A 25,150-nucleotide genomic window follows, 5' to 3' on the forward strand; every position below is an offset into this window, starting at 1 on the left:
CATGTCGAGGCACGTTCTCAGCCTCCTCGTGGAGGACAAGCCGGGTCTGCTGACCCGCGTCGCCGGCCTTTTCGCCCGTCGCGGCTTCAACATCGAGTCGCTCGCCGTGGGGGTGACCGAAGTGCCGGGCCTGTCCCGCATCACGGTCGTCGTCGACGTCGAGGGTCTGCCCCTCGAGCAGGTGACGAAGCAGCTGAACAAGCTGATCAACGTCATCAAGATCGTCGAGCTCGATCCCGCCAGCTCGGTGCAGCGCGAGCACGTCCTCGTGAAGGTGCGCGCCGACAACGCCAGCCGCTCCACCGTGCTCGAGGTCGTGAACCTCTTCCGTGCGTCGGTGGTCGACTACGCCCAGGACGCCCTGGTGATCGAGATCACCGGCGACTCGGGCAAGGTCGGCGCGTTCCTCAAGGCCATCGAGCCGTTCGGGGTCAAGGAGCTCGCGCAGTCGGGCCTGCTCGCCGTCGGCCGCGGCGGCAAGAGCATCACCGAGCGCGTCCTGCGCGGCTGACCCTCCCACCCTTTCCACACACCCCCGGTCCTGCGTCGCGGGACCTGTATCCAAGGAGAAAGCATCCCCATGGCAGAGATCTTCTACGACGACGACGCCGACCTCTCGATCATCCAGGGCAAGAAGGTCGCGATCGTCGGCTACGGCTCGCAGGGTCACGCTCACGCGCAGAACCTGCGCGACTCGGGCGTCGAGGTCGTCATCGCGCTCAAGGACGGCTCGAAGTCGGCCGCGAAGGCGCAGGAGGACGGCTTCGACGTCAAGAACGTCGCCGACGCGACCGAGTGGGCCGACCTGATCATGATCCTGGCGCCCGACCAGCACCAGCGCTCGATCTACGCGGACTCCATCAAGGACAAGCTCACCGAGGGCAAGACGCTGGCCTTCGCGCACGGCTTCAACATCCGTTTCGGTTACATCGACGCCCCCGAGGGTGTCGACGTGATCCTCGTCGCCCCCAAGGCCCCCGGTCACACCGTCCGTCGCGAGTACGTCGCGGGTCGTGGCATTCCCGACATCATCGCCGTCGAGCGCGACGCCTCGGGTTCGGCCTGGGACACCGCCCTGTCGTACGCGAAGGCCATCGGCGGCACCCGTGCCGGCGTCATCAAGACGACCTTCACCGAAGAGACCGAGACCGACCTGTTCGGCGAGCAGGCCGTCCTCTGCGGTGGCATGAGCCACCTCGTGCAGTACGGCTTCGAGACCCTCACGGAGGCGGGCTACCAGCCCGAGATCGCGTACTTCGAGGTTCTGCACGAGCTCAAGCTCATCGTCGACCTCATGTGGGAGGGCGGCATCGCCAAGCAGCGCTGGTCGATCTCCGACACCGCCGAGTACGGCGACTACGTCTCCGGCCCCCGCGTGATCTCGCCCGAGGTCAAGGAGAACATGAAGGCCGTCCTCGCCGACATCCAGTCGGGTGCGTTCGCGCAGCGCTTCATCGCCGACCAGGACAACGGCGCCCCCGAGTTCCTCGCCCTCCGCGAGAAGGAGCAGGGTCACCCGATCGAGGCGACCGGCAAGGAGCTCCGCGGGCTCTTCGCGTGGAAGCAGCAGGACAGCGACTACACGGAGGGCAGCGCTGCGCGCTGACCTCCGCCGGAGGCTTCGTCATCCATAGCGATCGCCCAGGCGATCGCGGTGGGTTCCGCCGCGCGCTGATCCCGTCCGCGAACGCCCCGGAACCGTCCTCGGTACCGGGGCGTTCGCCGTTGCGGCGGGGCGGCGCCGCGGTGTCGAAGGTCGGCGCTAGCGTGGACGCGTGAGCACACCGCGCGACGACGACGCCCTCTCCTGGGACGGTGACGACGACCCGACGCTCGACGTGGGCGAGAATCGGGTCCTCGATCCGGATCAGCCCGAGCCGCTTCAGCCCGAGCCCCTTCGGCCCGAGCCGCGCTCGACCTCCGCGGATCCGGGTCCCCGGGCTCCGGGGGGCGACTCCGCTCACACCGAAGTAGCCGCGGTCGAGGACGAGGCCGCGCGAGCCCCGCTCGGCAACGTCGGGCTCGTCGGCATCGGGATGATCGCGGCGACGTTCCTGCTGTTCGCGATCGGCTGGCTGGTCGCGGGATTCCGTCTGCGCGACCTGGGTCTCCCCATTCCCGACGTCACGGTCCTCGCCCTGACGATCGGCGCGGCCCTCGCCCCGCTGGTGTGGTTCGTCACCGTGCTCGCTCTGACGCGCACCTGGCGCACCTGGCAGCGGTTCCTGCTCCTGATCCTCGGCATCCTGCTGCTCGTGCCGTGGCCGTTCCTGTCGTTGGGGGCCTCCGCATGAGCACGACCACCCGTCCTCGCCGTCTGCCGACGTGGGTCATCGTGACCATCGCCGGGCTGTTCGGTCTGTTCTACGCCTTCGTCGTCTGGAGCTCGGTCTCGCTGCTGGTGCAGCAGGCCACGGGCACCCTCGGGCTGAACGGACTCGGCTGGTTCGTCTACATCCTGCCGATCGTCTTCCCCCTGGTCGCCTTCGGTGTGGCCTTCGCGATCGGCGCGCGCCGACGGGCGGGGGAGTTCTCGCTCGCGCTGCTCGCCGGACTCACCCTCTCCGCCGCCTTCTGGCTGGCGATCGTCGGTTACGGCGCAACGTCGTACGGGCTCTACGGCGGTTGACGCCCGTCGCCCTCCGTCGGGTCGCGGGACGTCCTCTCCGGGCGGACCACGGCGTCATACGGTCGGGCGGCTGTCGCGGCAGCGCTAGGCTGGCAGACGGCCCGCACGGGTCGCGCGCCCGGTTCGCGCCGGCGATGCGCGGCGGTGCGCGCTGCTCCCCAGCACCGTTTCGAAGGACGCATCCGTGACGAAGCCCGTCGTGCTCATCGCCGAAGAACTCTCTCCCGCCACGATCGACGCGCTCGGCCCCGACTTCGACGTGCGCAACGTCGACGGGACCGACCGCCCCGCGCTGCTCGCGGCTCTCGCCGACGCGCACGCGGTGCTCGTGCGATCGGCCACCAAGATCGATGCCGAGGCTCTCGCGGCCGCGCCGGTTCTGAAGGTCGTCGCACGCGCCGGCGTCGGACTCGACAACGTCGACATCAAGTCGGCGACGGCCGCGGGCGTCATGGTCGTCAACGCGCCGACGTCGAACATCATCTCGGCAGCCGAGCTCACCGTGGGGCACGTTCTCAGCCTCGCGCGCCACATCCCGGCCGCCCACTCGTCGCTCGCCCAGGGGTTGTGGAAGCGCAGCTCGTTCACCGGCACCGAGCTGTTCGAGAAGACGATCGGCATCATCGGCCTCGGCCGCATCGGCGCCCTCATCGCGGCACGCCTGCAGGCGTTCGACATGCGCGTGATCGCGTACGACCCGTACGTCACCGCGACGCGCGCGCAGCAGCTCGGCGTGCAGCTCGTCACCCTCGACGAGCTCCTCGAGCAGAGCGACTTCGTGACGATCCACATGCCGAAGACCCCCGAGACCACCGGCATGATCGGCACCGAGCAGCTGCGTCGCATGAAGAAGACGGCCTACGTCATCAACGTCGCGCGCGGTGGGCTCATCGACGAGGACGCCCTGTACGACGCGCTCACCTCGGGCGAGATCGCCGGAGCCGGCCTCGACGTCTTCTCGACCGAACCCCCCGCCGAGGGCGGTCCGGCCCGGAAGCTGCTCGACCTGCCGAACGTCGTGGTCACCCCCCACCTCGGTGCCAGCACCGAAGAGGCGCAGGAGAAGGCCGGCGTGTCCGTGGCGCGCTCGGTCAAGCTCGCCCTCGAGGGCGATCTGGTCCCGGATGCCGTCAACGTCGCCGGTGGCGCGATCGACCCGTTCGTGCGCCCCGGTATCGCGCTGGTCGAGATGCTGGGTCAGTTCTTCAGCGGACTCGCCGACAGCGCACTGTCGAGCCTCGACATCGAGGTGCGGGGCGAGCTCGCCGAGTACGACGTGAGCGTCTACCGCCTCGCCGCGCTGAAGGGCATCTTCAGCCGCATCGTCAGCGAGACGGTCTCGTACGTCAACGCGCCGCTGTTCGCGGAGCAGCGCGGGGTCGAGACCCGTCTCGTCGTCGAGTCGGAGAGCCCGCTCTACCGCAACATCACGATCCTGCGGGGCACGCTCGCGGACGGATCGACCCTCGAGGTCGCCGGTACGCTCGCGGGGACGCGCATGGTGCCGAAGGTCGTCGGGATCAACGGGTACGAGATCGAGGTGCCGATCGAGGCGCACCACATCGTCATGCGGTACGCCGACCGTCCCGGCATCGTCGCCATCTACGGACAGAAGCTGGGCGACGCGGGCATCAACATCGCCGGTCTTCAGGTCGCCCGTCCGGATGCCACGGGCCGTGCCCTCTCGGTCCTCACGGTCGACTCGCCGGTGTCCGACGAGATCCTCGACGCGATGCGCCAGGCGGTGAACGCGGACCTCTTCCGTCAGATCGAGATCGTCGAGAGCTGACGTCCTGAGCAGTACCGGGGGAGGGGGTCGCGGGAGCGGCCCCCTCCTCTCGTATCTCTGCGACGCTTCCCCGGCGCTCGGCCTCCGACGCCTGGACGCGGGGCGAGGTGCGCTACGGGGTGAGATACGACCCGCGGAGGACGGATTCCGATCGGATTCGCGGACTCCGTGCGGACTTGCCGTCACGCTCAAGGCATGGCCTCACTCCTCGCCACTCGACTCGCGATGGTGGCGGTCGGTTCGGCGCTCCTCATCGTCGGGCTCGCTGAGACCGCCCACGGCCGGGGGTGGGGGTTCCTCGCGCTGGTCGGTGCGGTCGGCATCCTGCTGTGCGTCGCGCTGGAGGCATCTGGGATCATCCGCGTCCCGCGGGCGGCCATGCGCCGACGTCAGGTCGTCGCAGCGACCACGGCGGAGATCAACGCGTCGAGGTCGGTGCCTTCGAGCGTGGGGCCGGGCAGCGCGTTGAGGTCGAGCACGGCGTTGAAGTAGAGGCCGTCGCTGACGAGCAGCACCATCTGCAGAGCCGTCTCGTCGCGGGTGTGGGCGCGCAGGCTGTCCTCCCACAGTTCGCGCACCCGGCGCAGGCTCGCGGACGCGGCGTCGCTGCCGTTCTGCGCCAGCCGCGAGACCGCGAGGATCGTGACGTCCAGCGGTGATCCGGTGTTCTGCGACGAGCGCAGATGGGCGGCCACGACCCCCTCGGGGGAGTTCTCGATCTCGTCGACGTCCTGCTGCGCGAGTGTCTCGAGGCGCTTCACCAGAGCCTCTTCGAGTGCGCTCTTGGAGTTGAAGTGGTAGAGCAGGCCGCCCTTGCTCACCCCGGCGGCACGCGCCGTCGCATCCATTGTCGCGGCACGTTCGCCGTCGTCGACGAGGATGCGGGTGAAGGCGTCGAGGACGGCTTCGCGGGCGAGTGGGGGTCTGCTCATGGCCTCTCGATCGTAGTGGCGGGTGGTGTGAGGACTCTGTTACTATACCGGCTGGACGGTTTAGAAACGGAACTGGGAAGAATGCTCACCTCGTCGTTGCCCACTCAAGAGATCAACGCCCCTCGCGCCGGCTGGCGCGGGTGGTTCGCGCTGGCTGTGCTGATGCTGCCGGTGCTGCTGGTGTCGGTCGACAACACCGTGCTGAGCTTCGCGCTGCCCGAGATCGCCCTGTCGCTGCAGCCCTCCAGCATCGAGCAGCTCTGGATCATCGACGTGTATCCGCTGGTCCTCGCGGGGCTGCTGGTGACCATGGGGACGCTCGGTGATCGTTTCGGTCGTCGTCGGATGCTGCTGATCGGAGCGACGGGATTCGCCGTCGTCTCCGCGCTCTCGGCCTTCGCGCCCACCGCGGCGCTCCTCATCGCCGGACGTGCGCTGATGGGCGTCTTCGGCGCGATGCTGATGCCCTCGACCCTCTCGCTGCTGCGCAGCATCTTCCGCGACCGCGATGAGCGGCGCCTCGCCATCGCGGTGTGGGCGTCGGGCTTCTCCGCGGGCGCCGCGCTCGGCCCCATCGTCGGCGGGTTCCTCCTCGAGCACTTCACGTGGGGCTCGGTGTTCCTCATGGCCGTGCCGGTGCTCGTGCCGCTGCTCGTCCTCGCCCCGTTCTTCGTGCCCGAAAGCCGCGACCCCGCGCCCGGCCGGTTCGACCCCGTCAGCGTCGTCCTCTCGCTCGCCACCATGGTGCCCGTCGTCTACGGGATCAAGAAGCTCGCGGTGGACGGTCCCACGCTGACGACCGGTGCCCTCTTCGTCGTCGGTGTCGTGTTCGGCTGGCTGTTCGTGCGGCGGCAGCGCTCGCTCCCCACCCCGATGCTCGACATGACGCTGTTCCGTCGTGGCACGTTCTCCGGCGCGATCCTGGTCAACCTGCTGAGCGTCGTCGGGCTCGTCGGCTTCCTGTACTTCGTCGCGCAGCACCTTCAGCTCGTCGTCGGTCTCACGCCGATGGTCGCGGGCTTCGCGCTGCTGCCCGGCCTCGTCCTGATGATCGTGTCCGGTCTGGCCGTCGTCCCCGTGGCGCAGCGTTTCGCCCCTCGGATCGTCGTCCCGGTCGCGCTCGCCTTCTCGGTCGTGGCATACGTCCTGGTCGCGGTGTCGACCGCCGACCTGCTGCTGCTCATCATCGCGTTCGCACTCCTCGGCATCGGCATCGGCGCTGCCGAGACGGTGTCGAACGAACTCATCCTCTCCAGCGCTCCGCCGGCGAAGGCCGGTGCCGCCAGCGCCGTCTCGGAGACGGCGTACGAAGTCGGCGCCGTGCTCGGCACGGCGGTGCTGGGTGGCATCCTGGCCGCGTTCTACCGGGCTCAGCTCGTCCTTCCGGCCGGACTCCCGGATGCCGCGGCCGACGCCGCTCGGGAGACGCTCGCCGGAGCCGTTGCGGTGTCGCACACGTTGGACGACGCCGCCCTGGCGGAGTCGCTGCGCCTGGCCGCAGCGCACGCGTTCGATTCCGGCGTCGTCGTCACCGCGTTGATCGGCGCCGGGCTGATCGTCGTGGCGGCCCTCATCGCTGCCACTACCCTGGGAGGAACCCGCGGCGCGTCGACGAAGTGATGCGCCCTGAGCGCTGAGGAGTGCGATGTCGCGCGTCGTCAAACTGGCCGTCATCCCCGGTGACGGCATCGGTCCCGAGGTCGTCGCCGAGGCCGTGAAGGTCCTCGACGCGGTCACCGCCGGATCGGGAGTGGAGTTCGAGAAGACGCCGTTCTCCCTCGGCGCCGCCCGGTATCTCGAGACCGGCGACACCCTCACCGACGCCGACCTCGCCGCGATCGGCGAGCACGACGCGATCCTCCTCGGCGCCGTCGGGGGAGTGCCCGGCGACCCGCGGCTCAAGGACGCGAACATCGAACGCGGCCTACTGCTGAAGCTCCGCTTCGAGCTCGACCACTACGTCAACCTGCGTCCCTCGAAGCTCTACCCCGGTGCCCCCGGTCCGCTCGCCGACCCGGGCGATATCGACTTCGTCGTCGTCCGCGAAGGCACGGAGGGACCGTACGTGGGCAACGGCGGGTCGATCCGCCGCGGCACTCCGCACGAGGTCGCCAACGAGACGTCGGTCAACACCGCCTACGGGATCGAGCGCGTCGTGCGCTACGCGTTCACCCTCGCCGGGCGGCGCCGGAAGAAGCTGACGCTGGTGCACAAGACCAACGTGCTCGTGCACGCCGGCGGCATGTGGAAGCGCATCGTCGACGCCGTGGCGTCGGAGCACCCCGAGGTCGACGTAGACTACCTGCACGTCGACGCGGCCACCATCTTCCTGGTCACGAACCCGAGCCGCTTCGATGTGGTCGTCACCGACAACCTCTTCGGAGACATCCTGACCGACCTGGCCGGCGCCGTCACCGGTGGCATCGGCCTCGCCGCATCGGGCAACATCAACCCCGACGGCGCGTTCCCCTCGATGTTCGAGCCCGTCCACGGATCGGCGCCCGACATCGCAGGAACCCAGAAGGCAGACCCCACGGCTGCGATCCTCTCCGTCGCCCTCCTGCTCGATCACCTCGGGCTCACCGACGAAGCCGCCCGCGTCACCCGCGCGGTGGAAGACGACATCGCCGGCCGGGATGCCACCCCGCGCAGCACCGCGCAGATCGGCGACGCCATCGTCGACCGCGTCCAGGCGTAACCTGGACCGATCGGCACGCGCCGCCGCCCCTGCGCCCCCCGACACCGTGTGAAAGAGACCATGACGACCATCGACACCGACCCCGACACCGGACTCGACCCGCTCGAGTTCGCCGTCACCCGCAACCTCGCCGCGAAGAGCCCCGCGCAGCGCGACGAGATCCTCGCCAGCCCGGGATTCGGGCAGCATTTCACCGACCACATGGTCGACGTCTGCTGGTCGGTCCGCGGTGGGTGGCACCGGCCCCGCGTCTCGCCGTACGGCCCCATCTCGCTCGACCCCGCCGCGGCCGTGCTGCACTACGGGCAGGAGATCTTCGAGGGGATCAAGGCGTACCGCCACGCGGACGGCTCGATCCACACTTTCCGTCCCGACCAGAACGGACGGCGCCTGCAGCGCTCGGCTCGTCGCCTGGCGCTGCCCGAACTGCCCGTTCCGTATTTCCTGCAGTCGCTGCGCGAACTCATCGCCGTGGACGGTGCGTGGGTGCCGTCGGGTGCCGACCAGAGCCTGTACCTGCGGCCGTTCATGTTCGCGAAAGAGGCGTTCCTCGGTGTGCGCCCGGCGCACAAGGTCGCCTACTACCTGATCGCCAGCCCCGCGGGTGCGTATTTCAAGGGCGGCGTGCAGCCGGTCTCGATCTGGCTCAGCGAGGACTACTCGCGCGCCGGCAAGGGCGGCACCGGCGCGGCGAAGACGGGCGGCAACTACGCCGCGAGCCTCCTGCCCCAGTCCGAGGCGTACGAGAACGAGTGCGACCAGGTCGTCTTCCTCGACCAGGACCGCAACATCGAGGAGCTCGGCGGCATGAACGTCGTGTTCGTCTACAAGGACGGCACCATCGTCACCCCGCAGTCCGACTCGATCCTCGAGGGCATCACGCGCGACTCGCTCCTGCAGCTGGCCCGTGACCGCGGGCATCACGTGGTCGGACGCAACGTCTCGCTCACCGAGTGGCGTGAGGGCGTGGCATCCGGGGACATCGTCGAGGTCTTCGCGTGCGGCACCGCCGCCGTCGTCACCCCGATCGGCATCCTCAAGGGCAAGGACTTCATCGACGAGCAGCCGACCGGCACCCTCGCGCTGGAGCTGCGCCAGGAGCTCACCGACATCCAGTACGGCCGGGTCGAAGACAAGCACGACTGGCTGTACCGCCTCGACGCCTGAGCGCACGTCCAACACGGAGGGGTCCCGACATCGGGGCCCCTTCGTCGTTTCCGCGCGGGTTACCCGCACGCATGAACGCGATTTCCGCGTGTAAACGCGTGCGGAGCGCGTTTATGCGAGCGAATCGCGTTTATGCGTGGGGAGCCGGGGGTGCGTCGCCCCGCGCCCGGCGTACCGGGCCGACCCCCGCGCCCGGCGTGACGGCGCAGAACCGCGGATGCCACGTCGGAGGCCCCGGTTAGGCTGAACGGGTGAAGATCGCTCGGTTCAGCTACCAGGAAACCCTCCGCTACGGCATCGTCGACGACACCGAACTGGTGGTCCTCAGTGGTGACCCCCTCTTCGCCGGGTTCGACACGACGGGGGAGCGCATCCCGCTGTCCGAGGTGACGCTCCTCGCCCCGGTGATCCCGCGCTCGAAGGTCGTCTGCATCGGGAAGAATTACCACGACCACGCCGCCGAGATGGGCGGTGAGGCGCCGGCCGAGCCGCTGATGTTCCTCAAGCCGAACACGTCGGTGATCGGGCCCGACGACGTCATCGTGCGACCGACCTCGCTCAGCTCCCGCACCGACTACGAGGGCGAGGTCGCCGTCGTGATCGGTCGCATCGCCAAGAACGTCCCTGCCGAGCGCGCGGGCGACTACATCTTCGGCTACACCGTGGCCAACGACGTCACCGCGCGCGACCTGCAGAAGACCGACGGGCAGTGGACGCGCGCGAAGGGCTTCGACACCTTCTGCCCCGTCGGACCGGTCATCGAGACCGACCTCGACGTGGATGGCGCGATCATCACGACCCGCGTCAACGGCGAGGTGCGGCAGAACGGACCGATGTCCGACATGATCCACTCGGTGCCCGACCTCATCGCCTACGCCTCGTCGGTGTTCACGCTGCTGCCCGGCGACCTGATCCTCACCGGCACGCCCGCCGGCATCGGCCCGTTCGAGGCCGGCGACACCGTCGAGGTCGAGGTGAGCGGGATCGGAGTGCTGCGCAACACCGCGCGCGATGCCTGACCCCACGACGAGCGCGGCGGTCGACGTCGCGCTCATGCAGCGCCGCACCGTGCGGGTCCTCGCGGCCGGGCAGGTGCTCACCGGCGTCGCATTCGGGTCGACCCTGTCGCTCGGCGCCCTGCTGGCCGCCGACCTCTCGGGCCAGGAGTCGCTGTCGGGCTTCGCCACCGCCGCGGTGACGCTCGGTGCGGCGCTGACCGCCATCCCGCTCGCGCGCCTCGCCGCGGCGCGCGGCCGTCGCTTCGCCTTGAGCGCGGGAAACATCGCCGCGCTCATCGGCATCGCCGTCGTGATCGTCGCCGCCGCCCTGCGGCTGTTCCCCCTGCTCCTCGCCGGGATCGCCCTGATCGGCGCGGGGAACGCCGGCACCCTGCAAGCGCGGTTCGCCGCGACCGACCTCGCGAGCACGACCCGGCGGGGCAGAGACCTCGCGACGGTCGTCTGGGCGACCACGGTCGGCGGCGTCGTCGGACCCCTGCTGCTGGCGCCCGGCGAGGTGCTCGGAGCGGGAATCGGGATGCCGCGCCTCACCGGCGCGTACCTGTTCTCCTTCGCCGCCCAGGCGTGCGCGCTCGCGCTGTACGTCCTCGTGCTGCGGCCCGACCCGCTGCTCCTCGCGCAGAGGCGGGACCGTGCGGACGCTGCGACGGTCGTCGACGCGGTGGCCGATCGGCCCGCCGTGGCTCGCTACGCGATGTTCGCCGTGGCCGCGTCGCACGTGACGATGGCATCCGTGATGGCGATGACGCCCGTGCACCTCTCGCACATCGTCGCCCCGGATGCCGTCACCCTCGCAGTGGGCGTCACGATCGCGCTCCACGTGTTCGGGATGTACGGACTCTCTCCGGTGTTCGGAATCCTCGCCGACCGCGTGGGGCGGATCCCCGTCGTCCTCCTCGGGCAGGTTCTGCTGGCTGCGGCCCTGGCGGTGGCGGCGATGCTGCCGTGGTCGCAAGCCGGGGTGCTCGTCGCTCTCGTGCTGCTGGGGCTCGGGTGGAGCGCGGCGACGGTTGCGGGGTCGGCGCTGCTGACCGAGGTGACACCGGTCGCCGCCCGTCCCCGCCGTCAGGGGCGCAGCGACACTCTCATGACGGCGTGCGCCGCGGTCGGGTCGGTCCTCGCGGGCGTCATCCTGAACATCGCGGGGTACGGCGGGCTGGCGCTGTGGGCGCTCCTTCCCGTCGCGGCGGTGTGCGTCGGCGCGGTCGCGGTCAGATCACGACGCTGAGCGTGGCGGTGCGCCGCCCCTGCAGGGCCGACAGCGCCCGGTCGACGTCGTCCTCGTCGTTGAAGACGTGGAACGCGACGCGTGCGCGTCCGGCGCGTCCGGAGGCGATGATCCCGGATGCCGTGAGCCGGGCGAGCGCGCAGCCCTCGGCATCCGGCCAGGTGACGATGGCCGACGGGCGGCCGGGTTCGTCGAGCTCCATCGCCGCACGGAAACGCTCGGCGAGCCCCGTGGCGTGCGCGTGGACGGCGGCCGGATCGGCCGAGGCGAACAGGGCGAGAGCGGGCGCGGCCCCGACGAAGGCCTGCCAGGCCGGTGAGACGTCGAAGCGACGCGCGTCGGGCGCGAGCGGCGCCGAGGTGCCGTAGCAGGACGCCCAGGGATCGTCCCCCGAGTACCAGCCGGCGTGCACGGGACGGAGCTCTCCTGCGAGGGCGGGGGAGAGCGTGAGGAACGCGACCCCCCGCGGAGCGCACAGCCACTTGTAGGCGTGGCACACCGTCGCGTCGAACAGGGTGGCATCCACCGGCAGCCAGCCGGCCGCCTGCGTGAGGTCGCACAGCGTCCGGGTACCGGTGCGCGCCGCGGCGGCGGCGATCGCGGCGGCGTCGGCGACCTCGCCGGTGGCGGATTGCACGAGGGAGAACGCCACGAGCCACGTGTCGGCGGCGATCTCGGCGGCGAGGCTCGCCAGCGGAACCGACCGGAGACGCACGCCCCGACCCGCGTGCGCGAACGGTGCCACGAGCGACGCGAAGTCACCGTCCGCGCAGAGCACCTCCGCCCCGTCGGGGACGGCCGCGGCGATGAGTGAGACGGCGACCGAGGTCTGCGCGGCGATCGCGACCTGTGACACCGGTGCGTGGACGAGCCGGGCGTAGGACCGCCGGGCGTCCTCGACCGCTCGCGTGGCCGCGGCGACGTCGGGGCGACCGGATGCCGCGGCCTCGAGGTCGGCCGTCACCGCCGCGACCGTGGCGCGCGGCGGGAGTCCGAGCGTGCAGGCGGCGAGGTAATCGCGGCCACCGGCGAAGTGCGGGGCGAGGGTCATGGGTCCAGGGTGCCTCCCGGCCGGTGCATTGCACTACGGGAGGTTTTGCATGAAAAGCATCCGGTCTGCTTATGTATGAGGATGAGCGACGTTCCCCGCGACGACGGACTCGACGCGCACGCGCTGCGCGTGGTGAAGGCGATCGCCGACACGGGGTCGATCACGGCCGCGGCCCAAGCGCTCGGATACAGCCAGCCCGCGGTGAGTCAGCAGCTGCGTCGGCTGGAGCGTCGATCGGGCCTGCCGATCGTCGAGCGCGTGGGGCGTGGGGTCCGGCTGACCGAGGCCGGGTGGGTCCTCGCCCGGCACGCGGCGACGGTCACGACCGCGCTGGACGCCGCCGCGGGCGACCTGGCCGAGCTGCGCGGCATGCGCGCGGGGCGCGTGCGGATCGCCGCGTTCCCGTCGGCATCCTCGACCGTCGTCCCGCGGGTGATCGCGGCGCTGTCGGCGCGTCGGCCGGGGGTGTCGCTGAGCTTCGTCGAGGCCGAACCGCCCGAGGCGATCGCCGCCGTCCGCGAGGATCGCGCCGACATCGCCCTCACCTACAGCTTCCCGGGCGACCGCCGCGAGCAGCTGGACTCGGCGGCGACGGGTCTGAGCGTCCGCACGGTCGGGGGCGACGACACGGTGGTCGTCGTGCCCGCCGATCACCCCGTCGCCGGCGATGATCCGGTTGATCTGTCGCGTCTCGCAGGGGAGCGGTGGATCGCCGGCTGCCCGCAGTGCCGGGGGCACCTCCTCGAGGCGTGCGGTCGGGCGGGGTTCACGCCCGACATCGCCTTCGAGACCGACAACTACGTCGCCGTCGAGAACCTCGTCGCCCAGGGGGTCGGGGTCGCGATCCTGCCGGGAATGGCCGTGGCATCCCTCCCGCTCGTCGCGGGGATCGCGGTGCCGCGCCTCCCCGTCGCCGAGGCTCGCACGCTTCACGTCGTCACCGCGCGCGGCGCCGAGCGGGTGCCCGCGGTCGGTGCGGCGCTGGGCATCGTCGACGAGGTGCTCGTGGATCACCCGCGTCCGGCGCCGGGGCGCCGGGGCCGCGCGGGCGCCGCCGAGTAGGATCGGGGGGTGTCTGCCACACCCGATCCCCGCACTACGACCGCCACCGGCGCCGACGTCCGCGTCCGGTTCTGCCCCTCCCCGACGGGGCTGCCGCACGTCGGTCTCATCCGCACCGTCCTGTTCAACTGGGCCTACGCGCGCCACAACGGCGGCACGCTCGTCTTCCGCATCGAAGACACGGATGCCGCCCGCGACAGCGAGGAGAGCTACCAGCAGCTCCTCGAAGCCCTGCGCTGGATGAACATCGACTGGGACGAGGGTGTCGAGGTCGGCGGACCCCACGCCCCGTACCGGCAGTCGCAGCGCCACGAGATCTACCGCGAGGTCCTCGACAAGCTGATCGCCGCCGGCGCGGTGTACGAGAGCTACTCCACGGCGGAGGAGATCGACGCGCGCAACGAGGCCAACGGCCGCGCGAAGCAGCTCGGCTACGACAACTTCGATCGCGACCTGACGGACGAGCAGAAGGCGGCGTTCCGCGCCGAGGGGCGTCAGCCCGCGTGGCGACTGCGCGTGCCCGATCACGACCTCAGCTACGTCGACCTCATCCGCGGCGAGGTCACGTTCCCCGCGGGCTCGTTCCCCGACTTCGTCCTCGTGCGCGCCGGCGGAGTCCCGCTCTACCCGTTCGTGAACCCCGTCGACGACGCGCTCATGGGCATCACCCACGTCATCCGCGGCGAAGACCTCATGCCGTCGACGGCGCGTCAGCTCGCTCTGTACTCGGCCCTGGTGGATGCCGGGGTGACGACGTTCATCCCGCGCTTCGGTCACATGCCGCTGGTGCTGGGGGAGACCGGCAACAAGAAGCTGTCGAAGCGCGACCCGCAGGCCGACCTGTTCCTGCAGCGCGAGAAGGGCTTCATCCACGAGGGTCTGCTCAACTACCTGTCGTTGCTCGGCTGGTCGCTCTCGAGCGACCGTGACGTGTTCTCGCTCGACGAGATGGTCGCGGCCTTCGACATCGCGGACGTGAACCCGAACCCGGCCCGCTTCGACCAGAAGAAGGCCGAGGCGATCAACGGCGACCACATCCGTCTGCTGGATGCCGACGACTTCGCGGCCCGCATCGTGCCGTACCTCGCCGCGGCCGGGTACGTGTCCGAGGAGCCGTCCGAGGAGCACCGCGCGATCATCGCCTCCGCCGCGCCCCTCGTGCAGGAGCGTGTGCAGCTGCTCGGCGAGGTTCCGGGGATGCTCGGGTTCCTTTTCGTCGACGAGGTGTCGTACGCGGAGGACGCGCTCAAGGGTCTCCCCGCGAACGCGGGCGAGGTGCTCGTGGCCTCCGTCGGCGCGCTCGAGCTCGTCCCCGAGGGGGAGTTCACCACCGCGGCCGTGCAGGAGGCGCTGTCAGTCGCTCTCGTCGACGAACTCGGCCTGAAGCCGCGCGTCGCCTACGGCCCGCCCCGCGTCGCGCTGACGGGACGCCGCGTGTCGCCGCCGCTGTTCGAGTCGATGGAGCTGCTCGGTAAGGCCGCGACCCTCCGCCGCCTCGACGCCCTGGTGCAGCACCTGGGCTGAGCCCGCGTCGCGCGCACCCCCGCGCCTTCGTCGAGTGTCCCAGACACGCGGATGCCATGCCTCGGCATCCGCGTGTTCTGGACGCCGAAGCGGGGGTCACGGCGCCGCGCGACGCGCGCGGGTGGGTGCCGGTTTGGCGCAGGGCCCCGCGTCACGTAAGCTTGATCCTCGGCACGAACTTCGGTTCAGCGCCTTGGGGTATGGTGTAATTGGCAACACGGCGGTTTCTGGTTCCGTTGTTCTTGGTTCGAGTCCAGGTACCCCAGCAAGACGAAAGCCCCGGTCACATCGCATTTCTGCGAAGGTCCGGGGCTCTTGCTTTTCCTCCGAGGATTCTGGAGCCCCTGGAGGCTTTGCGCGAGCTTTGATAGGCAGGAAGCATGACTTCCACCGCCACTCGCCCGCGGAAAGAGTCGCCGAGCGCGCGCGCCGCGCGGAAGAACCGGCTGCTGACGTGGATCACGCTGGCCGTCGCCGCGGTCATCTGCGCGGTGATCGGAGTCGGCGCCTACGCCATGAACACCTCGTGGTGGACCGAGGAAACGCCGGTCGCCGCGTCCGATCAGCAGCTGCCCGACGGCCAGTCGCGCTTCGATCAGGCGGGTCAGGACTTCTTCAATCGGCAGGGACGTGTGACCGTCGATCTGTCCTCGTCGACCTCGGCATCCGATCTCGGTCTTCCCCTCGCCGGCACGACCGCGGTCGACACGCTCGTCCCGCTGTCGCTCGATATCCGGACGGGCGGCGAGGACATCACCTTCGGGGGAGTGTCGCACTTCGAGATCACGACCGGACAGGACAGCGTCACCCGCATCTCCGTCGAGCCCCCGTCCAGCGGGTCGTGGTCGACGATCTCCGCGGATCTCCGCTCCCGTGCGACCGTGTGGGGCTGGACGGATGCCGATCTCGCGACGTTGGGCGACCAGGTCGGTGACGCGGCGCGCAATGAGGGTGTCGCATCCACCGTGAGCCTGCCCGCGGTGGCATCCGAGGGTCTGGGCATCACCGCCGACGTGAACGTCACCGCCGGGGGATCGCTCCAGCTCGTGTACACGCTGACACGCTGACCCCCGTATCAGCGCGTCGCGAGGGGCGGCGGTTCGTACGCCCGGATCGGCGGCACCTCCCCGTCGTACCGCGTGATCGACACGGCCACCCGCGCGCCGCTCGAGGCCTGCGTGAGGTGCGAGGTGCCGATGTCCTTCGTGAGGACGTTGACGTTGCCGTTGATGCAGTCGGCGATCCGCGGAGCGCTGGGGTCGTACCAGGCTCCCGTGTGCATCTGCGCGACGCCCGGCAGCTGCGCGTCGGTGGTCACGACGCCCGCGAGCAGGCTGCCCTGGGCGCTGCGGACCAGAGCGACGTCGCCGTCCGTCAAGCCGCGTGCGGCCGCGTCGGAGGGGTGCAGTCGGACGGGTTCGCGCCCGGCGACCTTGGTCGATCGGCTGGGTGCGGCCATGTCAAGCTGGCTGTGCAGCCGGTGCGACGGCTGCGTGCACAGCAGCTCCAGGTCGTAGGGCGAACCCGGCGGCTCCGCGGTGTCGATCCACACGGCGTGCCCGGCGGTGTCGTCGAGTCCGAATCCGTCGAGGGTGGCGGAGAACAGCTCGATGCGGCCGCTCGGGGTGTCGAGCGAGTGCGCGACGGGATCCGCGCGGAAGTCGGTGAACGCGCCGTCGCGGTAGTGATGCTGGGGGAGAGGCGTGCCGCCGTCCCGCCAGAAGTCGGCGAACGGAGGCGCGTCCGGGGTGTCCGGCCGCTCGCGCCAGTCCTCGTAGATCTTCTCGAGCCACTCGCGACTGTCGCGGCCCTCGGCGTAGTCGGCATCCAGTCGTCGAGCGAGCTGGTCGTAGATCCAGAACTCCTCGCGCGCGTCACCGACGGGCTCGACGGCCCGCGGCATGGTGCGAAGGCGCGTGTCGCCGGCGCCGGCCGCGAGGTCGTCTCGTTCGAGGCCCGTTGCCGCGGGCAGCACGATGTCGGCGTGGCGGGCCGTCGGGGTCCAGTGGAACTCGTTGACTACGAGCGTGTCGACCCCGGTGAGAGCCTCGCTGAGACGACGGAGATCCTGGTGATGGTGGAAGGGGTTGCCGCCCGCCCAGTACACGAGCCGGATGTCGGGGAGATCGAGCGTCCCGCCGTCGTAGGGGATCGTCTCACCACCGCGGAGCAGGAGGTCGGTGATGCGCGCGCACGGGATGAAGTCCGTGACCGGGTTCCGGCCCTGCGGGAAGGTCGGCAGGGGGACGGGCGCGACGCCCACGCCGTAGTCGCCCATCGACCCGTACCCGTGGGTGAACCCGCCGCCGGGCAGTCCGATCTGGCCGAGGAACCCGGCGAACGTCACCGCCGCGAACACCGCCTGCTCGCCGTGCTCCGCGCGCTGCAGGGAGTAGGTCACGTTCACGAGGGTGCGTCCCGAGGCAGCGCGCCGGGCGAGGTCGCGGATCGTCCCGGCAGGAACCCCGCTGAGTGCTTCCGCCCATTCCGGCGTCTTGTCGACGCCGTCGGTCTCGCCACGGAGGTAGGCCCGGACGCGGTCGGCGCCGACCGTGTGCGTCGCGAGGAAGGCGTCGTCTGCGAGCCCCTCCGCCACCAGCGTGTGGGTGAGGGCGAGCAGTACCGCGGTGTCGGTTCCGGGGCGGATGCCGACCCACTCGGCATCCAGTTCGGTCAGGGTGTCGTCGCGCTGGGCCGAGACGGACACGATGCGGGTCGAAGCGGCGGCGTCGCGCGCCAAACGCGTGCCCACGTGACGGTCGTGCCCGCCCGGCACGACCCAGGTGTTGGACCGGCGGAGTCCTCCGAAGGCGATCAGCAGGTCGGTGTGCTCGGCGATGTGGCCCCAGGACGGCGGGCGGTTGCGCAGCTCGCGCATACCGATCGGCCCGATGAGATGGGGGAGCAGGACGAGGCTCGCGCCGCGACTGTAGTCGTTGATCGAGCGGGTGTAACCGCCGATGGAGTTGAGGAACCGGTGCAACTGGCTCTGCGCGTGATGGAACCGCCCGGCGCTTCCCCAGCCGTACGATCCGCCGAAGATCGCCCGGTTTCCGTGGGCGGCGCGCACACGACGGAGCTCGTCCGCGAGGAGGTCGAGGGCTTCGTCCCAGTCGACCTCGACGTACGGGTCGTCGGGGGAGCCGCGGAGCGGGTCGGGCCCGGGGCCCCGTTCCAGCCAGCGACGGCGAACCGCGGGACGCGTGACACGCGACCGGTGACGGAGCCCTTCCGCCACTGCGGAAATCGCCGGGGCGGCATCCGGGTCGTCCGGATACGGTCGCGTCTCGACGACCGCGCGGCCGTCATCCGAGATCTCGACCTGGAACGTCCCCCAGTGGGCGGTGCTCTCCTGCGTTCGCGTCACTCGTCCATGGTGGTCCACCGCGCGCCGCGGCGCGGCCGCACGCGCAACACGGCGTCAATGTGTCGCCGCATGCGCCCCGCCCGGTTGGCGGAGCGTCTGCGGCTGAGACGGGATCAGGGCGTCGCGTACGCCGGGATGGCGGAGTCGATCATCCAGTACTCGGACTGCGTCCGCGCGGAGACGTCGGTGAAGTCGGCATCCCGGATCATGAGGTATCGGGTCGGGTCGCCGCCGTCGTTCCACGTGGCGTCGACCGCCAGCCACTGGTCGTCGACACGCACCTTGTTCCATGCATGCGGGCCGCCGGAGAGGACGTCGCCGGCCACGACGACCGTCTCCACCCCCGCGGCGTTGGCGAGGGCGGAGAACGCGTAGGCGTAGCTCGCGCAGACACCGGTGCCGTCGAGGAGCGTTCCCGTGGCGTTCCACGCCGCCTCGTATCCGGGGGGTGTGCCGTCGAACTCGTAGGACTCGAGAGCGGCGAACGCCTCGTCGTCGTATTCGGCGTTCGAGATCAGCCAGTCGTTGAGCGCGGCGACCTTGTCGCGGGGACTCATCGCGTCGTTCGTCACCTCGCCGACGACGCTGTCCACCTTGGCCTTCATCTCCGCCTGCAGGGTGCGCACCTGGTCGGTGGGAAGCGAATACGTGACCAGCAACGACTTCCCGCCGTTGCGGAGTCCGACGTAGTTCATGTTGAACGCGTACGGGTTCTGGTACCGCGCTTCGTAGACGGCGTCGTACGGATCCGGAGCGCCGGGCTGGTCGACGTAGGCCGAGATGTCGATCACCTTGGTCTGCGCGATCAGATGCGCCCCCAGGTAGCGCGTGAACTCGGTGCTCCCGTAGACGGGGTAGCCGAGTTCGGGAGTCTCCGAGACAGGAGTGTCGCGGCTGTCCTCGGGCACCTCGAACGACTCGAACCGCGGCTGACCGGTCGGCGGCGCTACCGCCAGCGCCGCGGCGTTGAACTGGGCGATGGCCGCCGCCGGGTCGGGGGTGGAGATCTTGGTGATCGGGATCCATTCTCCCAACAGCGTGTTCCGGCCGCGCAGGGCGATGATCCAGCGGTCGCCGTAGTCGAGCACGGCATTCTCGTCGAGGAAGGCGACGGTGCTTCGCGTACGCCCGTCGACCGAGGTGACGGGGAGGACTTTCTGCACGTTCTCGATGCCCTCGATGAACCCGCTCGCTCCCCAGTTCTTGAGCGCGGAGGCGGCGTTGAAGGCGACCTCCAGCGGCATCCATCCCGCCACCTGCTCGAGGTCGTTGGCCTGATAGGACGAATAGCGCGTGCCGTCGGTGGCGATCACACCGATGTCCGAGCCGAGCGACTGTGCGACGCGCGCGGCCTCCTCGGAGTCGAGCGTGTCTCCGCCGTCGACCTGGTCCTGTGTGAGGGCGCGGTAGTTGAAGCCCTCGAGCCCCAGGTTCTGGGCCGTGACGAAGGAGGCCCGATTCGATTGATTGTTCTCGGTCTGGCCCGCGGACGACCACTCGGTCTCTCTGACTTCGGCCACGACCTTCTGGATGGCCTGCCCGTCGCGCTCGACCTCATTGGTCACGATCAGGTAGCTGGTGGCACCGCTGACGGGCGCCCACGACATGGTGAGGCTGCCGGCTTCGGCGCCGGAGCCGAAGGTGACGTCGGGTGTCGCGAGCGTCGACTCGACCGTGAACCGGGTGACCAGCGGCTTCGCGCGCGGAGTGCCGTCCTTCTCGAGGTGACGCACGAGGAAGTAGTCCTCGTGCAGGCCCCAGGGAAATGCGAGATCACCGTCCCTCTCCTGGATCTGGCGATTGCCGGCCCCGTCGGACGCTCTCCCCGATTCGTCGCCGCTGACCAGAACTTTCCCGCCCGGATCGGCTTGGTAGGCACGGAACTCCGCGGGCCTCGTCAACGCCGCGTCGTAGTAGACCTCGATCGCCCAGTCCGGCGCGTCCGCCTCAGGTTTCTTGTCCGGGTCGGGAGTGGGGTTCTCGGCCTCGTGAGCGGCGTTGACCGCGTCGAAGTCGTAGTCGGCGTCGAATTCGAACTCGTGGTCGCGCGGCAGACCCAGTTGCGGTTCGGTGAAGTCGTACAGCGTCGAGCGGTCGGCGTAGATGCGTTCGTTGGATCCGGTGACCGCAGGGACGATGACGAAGGCGGCGATGACCGCGAGGACGGTGACGACGGCGATGCCGCCGACGAGGAGCCCGACTTTCAGCCCGCGGCGGCGGCGCGGTGTGGGCTCGTCGGATGCGGGGGTCGCCGGCGCATCGGCGGACGTCGGTCCGGTCGCCTCTGCGGAGGCGACGCCGGCGGGCACGGATGCGCCCGTGGATGCCGGGTGCACGTGCCCCGTCCACGTCGTGCCGTCCCAATACCTCAACCGGCGCGGGTCCCAGGGGTCGGCGTACCAGCCCTCCGGCGTGTTGTTCGGCTCATCGGACATGCGTTCGGCCTTCCCCCCAGGTCTGAACACCCGATGCTTCCCGACCCGCAGCGGCACGGCAAAGGCGTGCGCCGGGTACGTCGGATCGTGTAAGGGGGACCGCGCGTCGCGATAGCATCCGATCCAGGTGTGATTCGGAAAGGGGGTCGGCGTGATCCGCTCCTCCTTCGCCGTCGCCGCCGTGATCGCTGTCGCGCTCGTCACGAGCGGCTGCACGGCGACCACCGAGCCCGCGGTCCCCGCCGCTCCCGCCCCGTCGTCGAGCACGACCGCGACCGCGGGTCTGCAGGCTCTTCCTCCGACGATCGTGTCGCCCGGCCAGCTCGACGGCACCGACATCGCCGTCGTCATCGGAACCGCGCTCGTCATCGCCGTCGAGGACGGCACCGAGGACCAGTGGCACGGGACGACCGCCGACGTCACGATCGCCGAGTTCTCGGCGGGCGGATCCGACGAGGGGGCGACCTTCCGCCCCGGCTTCGTCGCGAGGGGGATCGGATCGACGACGGCGACACTCACCGCTCCGGACGGTCGAGAGATCCGCTTTACTGTCGACGTCGTCGCCCCTTGATTTCCGCCATGGGGCGAAAAGCGGGGTGAAACGACCCTTCCCTCCGTACTGTGAGCGACATGGGGCATGACGATTCCGCAGGCGCGCGCACGGACGAGAGACGACGCGGGGGCCTGAGTATCCAGTCCCGGCTCCTGATCATGCTGCTGGCGGTGAGCCTGGTCAGTGCTGCGGTGGTCGGGGCGGTCGGGTACGTCAACGGGCGGGAATCCCTGCGTGCCGAGGTGGTCGACAAGCTCACCGCGATGCGCGAACTCCGTACGGGCGAGATCACGTCGCTGCTCGGCGAGGTGCAGCGCGAGTCCGCGCTGGCGAGTAACAACGCCAGCGCCCGCGGGGCTTCCGTCGCCCTCAACGCCGGCTGGGACGAGCTTTCCGGTCGCTCGCTCACCTCCACGGAGGATGCCGCGCTGTCGTCGTTCTACGCCGACACCTTCCTGCCGCGACTGGCGGGGGCGACCGGCGAGGACTTCGCGGATCGGGCTTTCGTGCCCCCCTCTCCCGCGGGCCGTATGGCGCAGTACCTCTTCACCCGTCAGGACGGGGCCGCCGACCGTCCGGTGTCCGACCCCGGCGACGGGAGCCCGTACTCGCAGGCCTACCTCGAGGCCGACTCCTATTTCTCCGAGCTCGTGAAGACGGTGGGCTACACCGACGTCGTCGTGGCCAATCTCGACGGCGACGTCGTCTACACCGCCGCGGGCGGTGTCGATCTCGGCTCGAACCTCACCGATGGGCCGTTCCGCGAGAGCCAGCTGGCGAAGGGGTTCAGCGAGGTCGTCGCGGCGAACTCCGTGAACGACGTCGTGACCACCGACATCGAGGAGTGGACGCCCGCGCTGGGCTTTCCGGTGATGTGGGTCGTCTCGCCGATCGGCGATGACGAGGGGATCACGGGCGTACTGGCCTTGCAGGTGCCGATCCAGTGGATCAACGACGTCATGACCGGCTACGGCGAGTGGGAGAAGCAGGGATTCGGCGAGACGGGGGAGACCTACCTGGCCGGAGCCGACCATCTCATGCGGTCGAACTCCCGCAGCCTGATCCAGAATCCTGACGGTTACGCCGCGGCGGTGATCGCCGACGGGACGACCGCCGACACCGCGGACAAGATCGTCCGCGCCGGGGGCACCGTTCTGCTGCAACCCGCGCGAGGCGCCGCGGTGGACGCGGCTGTCGCGGGCCAGACCGGGGCGGAGGTCACGCAGGACTACATCGGCGGCGAGAGCATCACGGCGTACGCGCCGCTCGACATCGACGGTGTCGACTGGGTGATCGTGGCGCGTATGGAGTCGCAGGAGGCGTTCGCGCCCGTCACCGACTTCACCCGCACGCTGCTGCTCTCGACCCTTGGCCTGATGCTGCTGGTGAGCCTGCTGTCGTTGATCCTGTCGCAGAGCTTCACCCGACCGATCCGGCGCCTGGCGACCGCCGTGCGCCGGGTGTCGGACGGCGACTACGACACGCGCGTGGAGACCCGAGGTACCGACGAGCTCGCCGATCTGGCGTCGTCGTTCAACGAGATGGCGTCGGGGCTGCGCCTCAAGCAGGAGCTCATCGACCACCAGCGTGACGAGAACGAGCGGCTCCTGCGCAGCATCATGCCCGAGAGCCTCGCCGAGAAGTATCGCGAGGGAGCCGAGACGCTCGCCGAGCGGCACGACGACGTCGCCGTCGTCTTCGCCGAGCTCCTCGGGTTCGACGACTTCTCACGCGACCTCGACGGAGCGCAGGAGACGTCGGCGCTGAACGACCTCATGCGCGGTTTCGACGAGGTGGCCGCGCGCTGCGGGGTCGAGTCGGTGCGCACGCTCCGTGGCGGCTACCTCGCCAGTAGCGGCCTGACCGTCCCGCGGGTGGACAACGCGCGCCGCGCGGTCGAGTTCGCCGTCGGGATGCGCGAGAGCGTGCAGCGTTTCAACGACCGTACGGGCGCGACCCTCGACCTGCGCGCCGGGGTGGACACCGGCAGCGTGACCAGCGGTATCGTCGCGCGGGCGAGTCTCGCGTACGACCTGTGGGGTGACGCGGTGCATCTGGCCTCGCGCCTGCGCCGCGCGGGGGAGGAGCCGGGGGTGTTCGTGACGGATGCCGTGCGCACGCGCGTCGAGGGGTTGTTCGACCTCGTCGAGGCGGATGCCGTCGAGGTCGACGGCCAGGCGACCGCGGTCTGGCGGGTGGCGTGATGACTCCCGTGTTCGACGGGACGGCGATCGGGTGGGCGATCGCTTCGGTCGTCGCGGTGCCGGTGCTGATGGTGATCCTCACGGAGGTCATCGGCATCCTGCGTCGGCGGCGGAGCCCGGCGGTCAAACCGCTCCTCCTGCTGCGCAACTGGGTGGTCCCGTTCGGCGGTCTCGTCGGGCTGCTCGTGTTCGCCACGCGCTCCGACCAGGATCTCGTGTGGCCGCGTGTCGTGGCGACGATCTTCGGCTTCCTCGTCATCCTGTTGTCTCTGAGCGTCCTGAACTATGCGCTCTTCGCCACGGCCGACCGCGGATCGTGGCGGCAGCGCGTTCCGCAGATCTTCATCGAGATCGTGCGGCTCCTGCTCGTCGTCGTCGGCGTCGCCTTCCTGTTCCAGTGGGTGTGGGAAGCCGATGTCGAGGGGGTCATCGCCGCGCTCGGGGTGACCTCCATCGTGATCGGCCTCGCGTTGCAGAACGCGGCCGGCGGCATCGTGTCGGGTCTGCTGGTGCTGTTCGAGCAGCCGTTCCGTCAGGGGGATTGGATCACGACCGGGGGCACGACCGGACGCGTCGTCGAGGTGAACTGGCGGGCGCTGCACATCGACACCGGGTCGGGTCTCCAGATCATCCCGAACTCGGGCCTTGCCGACGCGTCGTTCCTGAACCTCAGCCGTCCGCCGGGACCGTTCACCGCGGTCGCCACCGCGACATTCGCCCCCGCCGATCCTCCGCACGTCGTGATCGCGACGCTGCGGGAGGTGGCCGGTGACCTGCCGACTCTGACTCCGGGCGGCGAGATCGAGGTCACCAACGCCGGCGGCGGTTCGTGGACCGTCGCGATCCCGCTCGACTCGCCGGTCTATGCCGACAGCACGCTGAGCACCTTCCGTTCCTGGCTCTGGTACGCCGCTCGCCGCCGCGGGCTCTCTCTCGACAAGATCCCCGTGGATGCCGCGGTGCGCGAGGCGGCGCTCGGCCACGCCCTCGAGAGTGCCTCGCGGGCGCTGCATCTCGACGATGCCCTCCGCGACGACGCGCTCCGGGAGTGCCGCGTCGAGCAGTTCGGCATGGGGGAGACGATCGACCGGGCGGGCGAGGTGGGTTCATCCGTCCGCCGGGTGCTCGAGGGGCGGGTGATCCTGACCGTGCCCGACGGCGAGCCTCTCCCGGGGACGGTGGAGCGCGGCGATTGGCTCGGAACCACGGCGCTGACGCGCGAGCGTTCGTTCACCACGGCTACGGCTGCGGCCGTCGTGACGGTCCTGACGCTGCCGATCGCGTTCGTCGACCGGCTGTCCCGTCTGCGCCCCGCCCTCGCGCGCGACCTCGGCGCGGACGCCGAACTGCGTCGCACGCAGGTGCGGGACATCCGCGCGGCATCCGCACCGATCGCCCTTCGCGAGTCCGGGTCGCGCGCGGCCGACGCGTAACACGAGCCGCGTCGACAGGCGGCTTTCCGCCGCCTCTCGCCTGCGCGCGACGCTTCCGG

General features: G+C 70.2%; 20 protein-coding genes and 1 tRNA gene. 17 read left to right on the forward strand and 4 right to left on the reverse strand.

Going from position 1 to position 25,150, the window contains the following annotated elements:
• Nucleotide 1: 1 nt before the first annotated feature.
• The 5 genes from ilvN (at nt 2) to serA (ending at nt 4,418) form a co-directional block, all read left to right on the forward strand.
• Entirely contained in the window at nt 2-511 is a 510-nt protein-coding gene (gene ilvN, locus QM517_RS03030) for an acetolactate synthase small subunit (RefSeq protein ID WP_077051695.1), read from the forward strand.
• Between the two features lie 69 nt (nt 512-580).
• Complete coding sequence (gene ilvC / locus QM517_RS03035; RefSeq protein WP_283285118.1) at nt 581-1,606, forward strand: ketol-acid reductoisomerase; 1,026 nt, start codon at nt 581-583, stop codon at nt 1,604-1,606.
• A gap of 169 nt (nt 1,607-1,775) precedes the next feature.
• Nucleotides 1,776-2,294: a hypothetical protein gene (locus QM517_RS03040; protein ID WP_283285119.1), complete on the forward strand. Its 519-nt coding sequence runs from the start codon at nt 1,776-1,778 to the stop codon at nt 2,292-2,294.
• Nucleotides 2,291-2,629 carry a bacitracin resistance protein gene (locus tag QM517_RS03045; RefSeq protein ID WP_077051692.1) on the forward strand — a complete coding sequence of 113 codons (339 nt, stop codon included), beginning with the start codon at nt 2,291-2,293 and terminating at the stop codon, nt 2,627-2,629. Before QM517_RS03040 ends, QM517_RS03045 begins: the two co-directional genes overlap by 4 nt.
• 184 nt (nt 2,630-2,813) lie before the next feature.
• Complete coding sequence (gene serA, locus QM517_RS03050; RefSeq protein ID WP_308208871.1) at nt 2,814-4,418, forward strand: phosphoglycerate dehydrogenase; 1,605 nt, start codon at nt 2,814-2,816, stop codon at nt 4,416-4,418.
• A gap of 389 nt (nt 4,419-4,807) precedes the next feature.
• On the opposite strand, the gene QM517_RS03055 is transcribed toward serA, so the two are convergent.
• Nucleotides 4,808-5,350 carry a TetR/AcrR family transcriptional regulator gene (locus QM517_RS03055; RefSeq protein WP_077051690.1) on the reverse strand — a complete coding sequence of 181 codons (543 nt, stop codon included), beginning with the start codon at nt 5,348-5,350 and terminating at the stop codon, nt 4,808-4,810.
• A gap of 81 nt (nt 5,351-5,431) precedes the next feature.
• Here QM517_RS03055 and QM517_RS03060 point away from each other — a divergent pair, with 81 nt between their 5' ends.
• The 5 genes from QM517_RS03060 to QM517_RS03080 all read left to right on the forward strand — a co-directional run bounded on the left by QM517_RS03060 (nt 5,432) and on the right by QM517_RS03080 (nt 11,462).
• The gene (locus tag QM517_RS03060) at nt 5,432-6,970 is read left to right on the forward strand and encodes an MFS transporter (RefSeq protein WP_303655291.1); all 1,539 of its coding nucleotides are present in this window, start codon (nt 5,432-5,434) and stop codon (nt 6,968-6,970) included.
• Nucleotides 6,971-6,995: 25 nt separating this feature from the next.
• Complete coding sequence (locus QM517_RS03065) at nt 6,996-8,048, forward strand: 3-isopropylmalate dehydrogenase (protein ID WP_283285123.1); 1,053 nt, start codon at nt 6,996-6,998, stop codon at nt 8,046-8,048.
• A 60-nt stretch (nt 8,049-8,108) separates the two neighbouring features.
• Entirely contained in the window at nt 8,109-9,215 is a 1,107-nt protein-coding gene (locus QM517_RS03070; protein ID WP_077051688.1) for a branched-chain amino acid aminotransferase, read from the forward strand.
• Nucleotides 9,216-9,466: 251 nt separating this feature from the next.
• Nucleotides 9,467-10,234 carry a fumarylacetoacetate hydrolase family protein gene (locus tag QM517_RS03075; RefSeq protein WP_283285125.1) on the forward strand — a complete coding sequence of 256 codons (768 nt, stop codon included), beginning with the start codon at nt 9,467-9,469 and terminating at the stop codon, nt 10,232-10,234.
• Nucleotides 10,227-11,462 (forward strand): MFS transporter, encoded by a 1,236-nt coding sequence (locus QM517_RS03080; RefSeq protein ID WP_283285127.1) that lies wholly within the window; start codon nt 10,227-10,229, stop codon nt 11,460-11,462. The genes QM517_RS03075 and QM517_RS03080 overlap by 8 nt, the downstream gene beginning before the upstream one ends.
• Here the strand turns inward: QM517_RS03080 and QM517_RS03085 are convergent.
• Nucleotides 11,446-12,513, reverse strand: a complete 1,068-nt coding sequence (locus QM517_RS03085) for an aminotransferase class V-fold PLP-dependent enzyme (protein ID WP_283285130.1) — start codon at nt 12,511-12,513, stop codon at nt 11,446-11,448. The two genes, QM517_RS03080 and QM517_RS03085, sit on opposite strands and share 17 nt — an antisense overlap.
• Before the next feature lie 81 nt (nt 12,514-12,594).
• On the opposite strand from QM517_RS03085, the gene QM517_RS03090 reads away from it, so the two are divergent.
• From QM517_RS03090 to QM517_RS03105, 4 genes are all read left to right on the forward strand, one after another.
• Complete coding sequence (locus QM517_RS03090) at nt 12,595-13,575, forward strand: LysR family transcriptional regulator (RefSeq protein WP_283285132.1); 981 nt, start codon at nt 12,595-12,597, stop codon at nt 13,573-13,575.
• A 9-nt stretch (nt 13,576-13,584) separates the two neighbouring features.
• Entirely contained in the window at nt 13,585-15,099 is a 1,515-nt protein-coding gene (gltX, locus tag QM517_RS03095; RefSeq protein WP_283285134.1) for a glutamate--tRNA ligase, read from the forward strand.
• 194 nt (nt 15,100-15,293) lie between these two features.
• A tRNA-Gln gene (locus tag QM517_RS03100) sits at nt 15,294-15,365 on the forward strand.
• A 114-nt stretch (nt 15,366-15,479) separates the two neighbouring features.
• On the forward strand, nt 15,480-16,166 hold the full coding sequence (locus tag QM517_RS03105) for a hypothetical protein (protein ID WP_283285138.1): 687 nt from the start codon (nt 15,480-15,482) through the stop codon (nt 16,164-16,166).
• Between the two features lie 8 nt (nt 16,167-16,174).
• Here the strand turns inward: QM517_RS03105 and QM517_RS18570 are convergent, their stop codons facing one another.
• Together QM517_RS18570 and QM517_RS03115 are read right to left on the reverse strand one after the other, a co-directional pair.
• Entirely contained in the window at nt 16,175-18,466 is a 2,292-nt protein-coding gene (locus QM517_RS18570; protein ID WP_283285140.1) for a molybdopterin-dependent oxidoreductase, read from the reverse strand.
• 113 nt (nt 18,467-18,579) lie between these two features.
• Nucleotides 18,580-20,901, reverse strand: a complete 2,322-nt coding sequence (locus QM517_RS03115) for a transglutaminase domain-containing protein (RefSeq protein WP_283285142.1) — start codon at nt 20,899-20,901, stop codon at nt 18,580-18,582.
• Nucleotides 20,902-21,052: 151 nt separating this feature from the next.
• Between QM517_RS03115 and QM517_RS03120 the strand changes: the two genes are divergently transcribed.
• From QM517_RS03120 to QM517_RS03130, 3 genes are read left to right on the forward strand one after another with little or no spacing between them, the layout of a single operon-like run.
• Nucleotides 21,053-21,472, forward strand: coding sequence for a hypothetical protein (locus QM517_RS03120; RefSeq protein WP_077051679.1), 420 nt, complete (start codon nt 21,053-21,055; stop codon nt 21,470-21,472).
• Nucleotides 21,473-21,531: 59 nt separating this feature from the next.
• Nucleotides 21,532-23,658 (forward strand): adenylate/guanylate cyclase domain-containing protein, encoded by a 2,127-nt coding sequence (locus tag QM517_RS03125; protein ID WP_283285145.1) that lies wholly within the window; start codon nt 21,532-21,534, stop codon nt 23,656-23,658.
• Nucleotides 23,658-25,091 carry a mechanosensitive ion channel domain-containing protein gene (locus QM517_RS03130; RefSeq protein ID WP_283285147.1) on the forward strand — a complete coding sequence of 478 codons (1,434 nt, stop codon included), beginning with the start codon at nt 23,658-23,660 and terminating at the stop codon, nt 25,089-25,091. Before QM517_RS03125 ends, QM517_RS03130 begins: the two co-directional genes overlap by 1 nt.
• Nucleotides 25,092-25,150: the final 59 nt, after the last annotated feature.

It is taken from the genome of Microbacterium sp. IEGM 1404, from assembly GCF_030056775.1.
GTDB lineage: Bacteria > Actinomycetota > Actinomycetes > Actinomycetales > Microbacteriaceae > Microbacterium.

Coding starts and splice junctions, on each gene's coding strand:
- QM517_RS03045 (WP_077051692.1), top strand. CDS start 2,291: ATGAGCACGACCACCCGTCCTCGCCGTCTGCCGACGTGGGTCATCGTG.
- QM517_RS03085 (WP_283285130.1), bottom strand. CDS start 12,513: ATGACCCTCGCCCCGCACTTCGCCGGTGGCCGCGATTACCTCGCCGCC.
- QM517_RS03090 (WP_283285132.1), top strand. CDS start 12,595: ATGAGCGACGTTCCCCGCGACGACGGACTCGACGCGCACGCGCTGCGC.
- ilvC (WP_283285118.1), top strand. CDS start 581: ATGGCAGAGATCTTCTACGACGACGACGCCGACCTCTCGATCATCCAG.
- QM517_RS03130 (WP_283285147.1), top strand. CDS start 23,658: ATGACTCCCGTGTTCGACGGGACGGCGATCGGGTGGGCGATCGCTTCG.
- QM517_RS03115 (WP_283285142.1), bottom strand. CDS start 20,901: ATGTCCGATGAGCCGAACAACACGCCGGAGGGCTGGTACGCCGACCCC.
- QM517_RS03060 (WP_303655291.1), top strand. CDS start 5,432: ATGCTCACCTCGTCGTTGCCCACTCAAGAGATCAACGCCCCTCGCGCC.
- QM517_RS03065 (WP_283285123.1), top strand. CDS start 6,996: ATGTCGCGCGTCGTCAAACTGGCCGTCATCCCCGGTGACGGCATCGGT.
- QM517_RS03125 (WP_283285145.1), top strand. CDS start 21,532: ATGGGGCATGACGATTCCGCAGGCGCGCGCACGGACGAGAGACGACGC.
- QM517_RS03070 (WP_077051688.1), top strand. CDS start 8,109: ATGACGACCATCGACACCGACCCCGACACCGGACTCGACCCGCTCGAG.
- ilvN (WP_077051695.1), top strand. CDS start 2: ATGTCGAGGCACGTTCTCAGCCTCCTCGTGGAGGACAAGCCGGGTCTG.
- QM517_RS03105 (WP_283285138.1), top strand. CDS start 15,480: ATGACTTCCACCGCCACTCGCCCGCGGAAAGAGTCGCCGAGCGCGCGC.
- QM517_RS03055 (WP_077051690.1), bottom strand. CDS start 5,350: ATGAGCAGACCCCCACTCGCCCGCGAAGCCGTCCTCGACGCCTTCACC.
- QM517_RS03080 (WP_283285127.1), top strand. CDS start 10,227: ATGCCTGACCCCACGACGAGCGCGGCGGTCGACGTCGCGCTCATGCAG.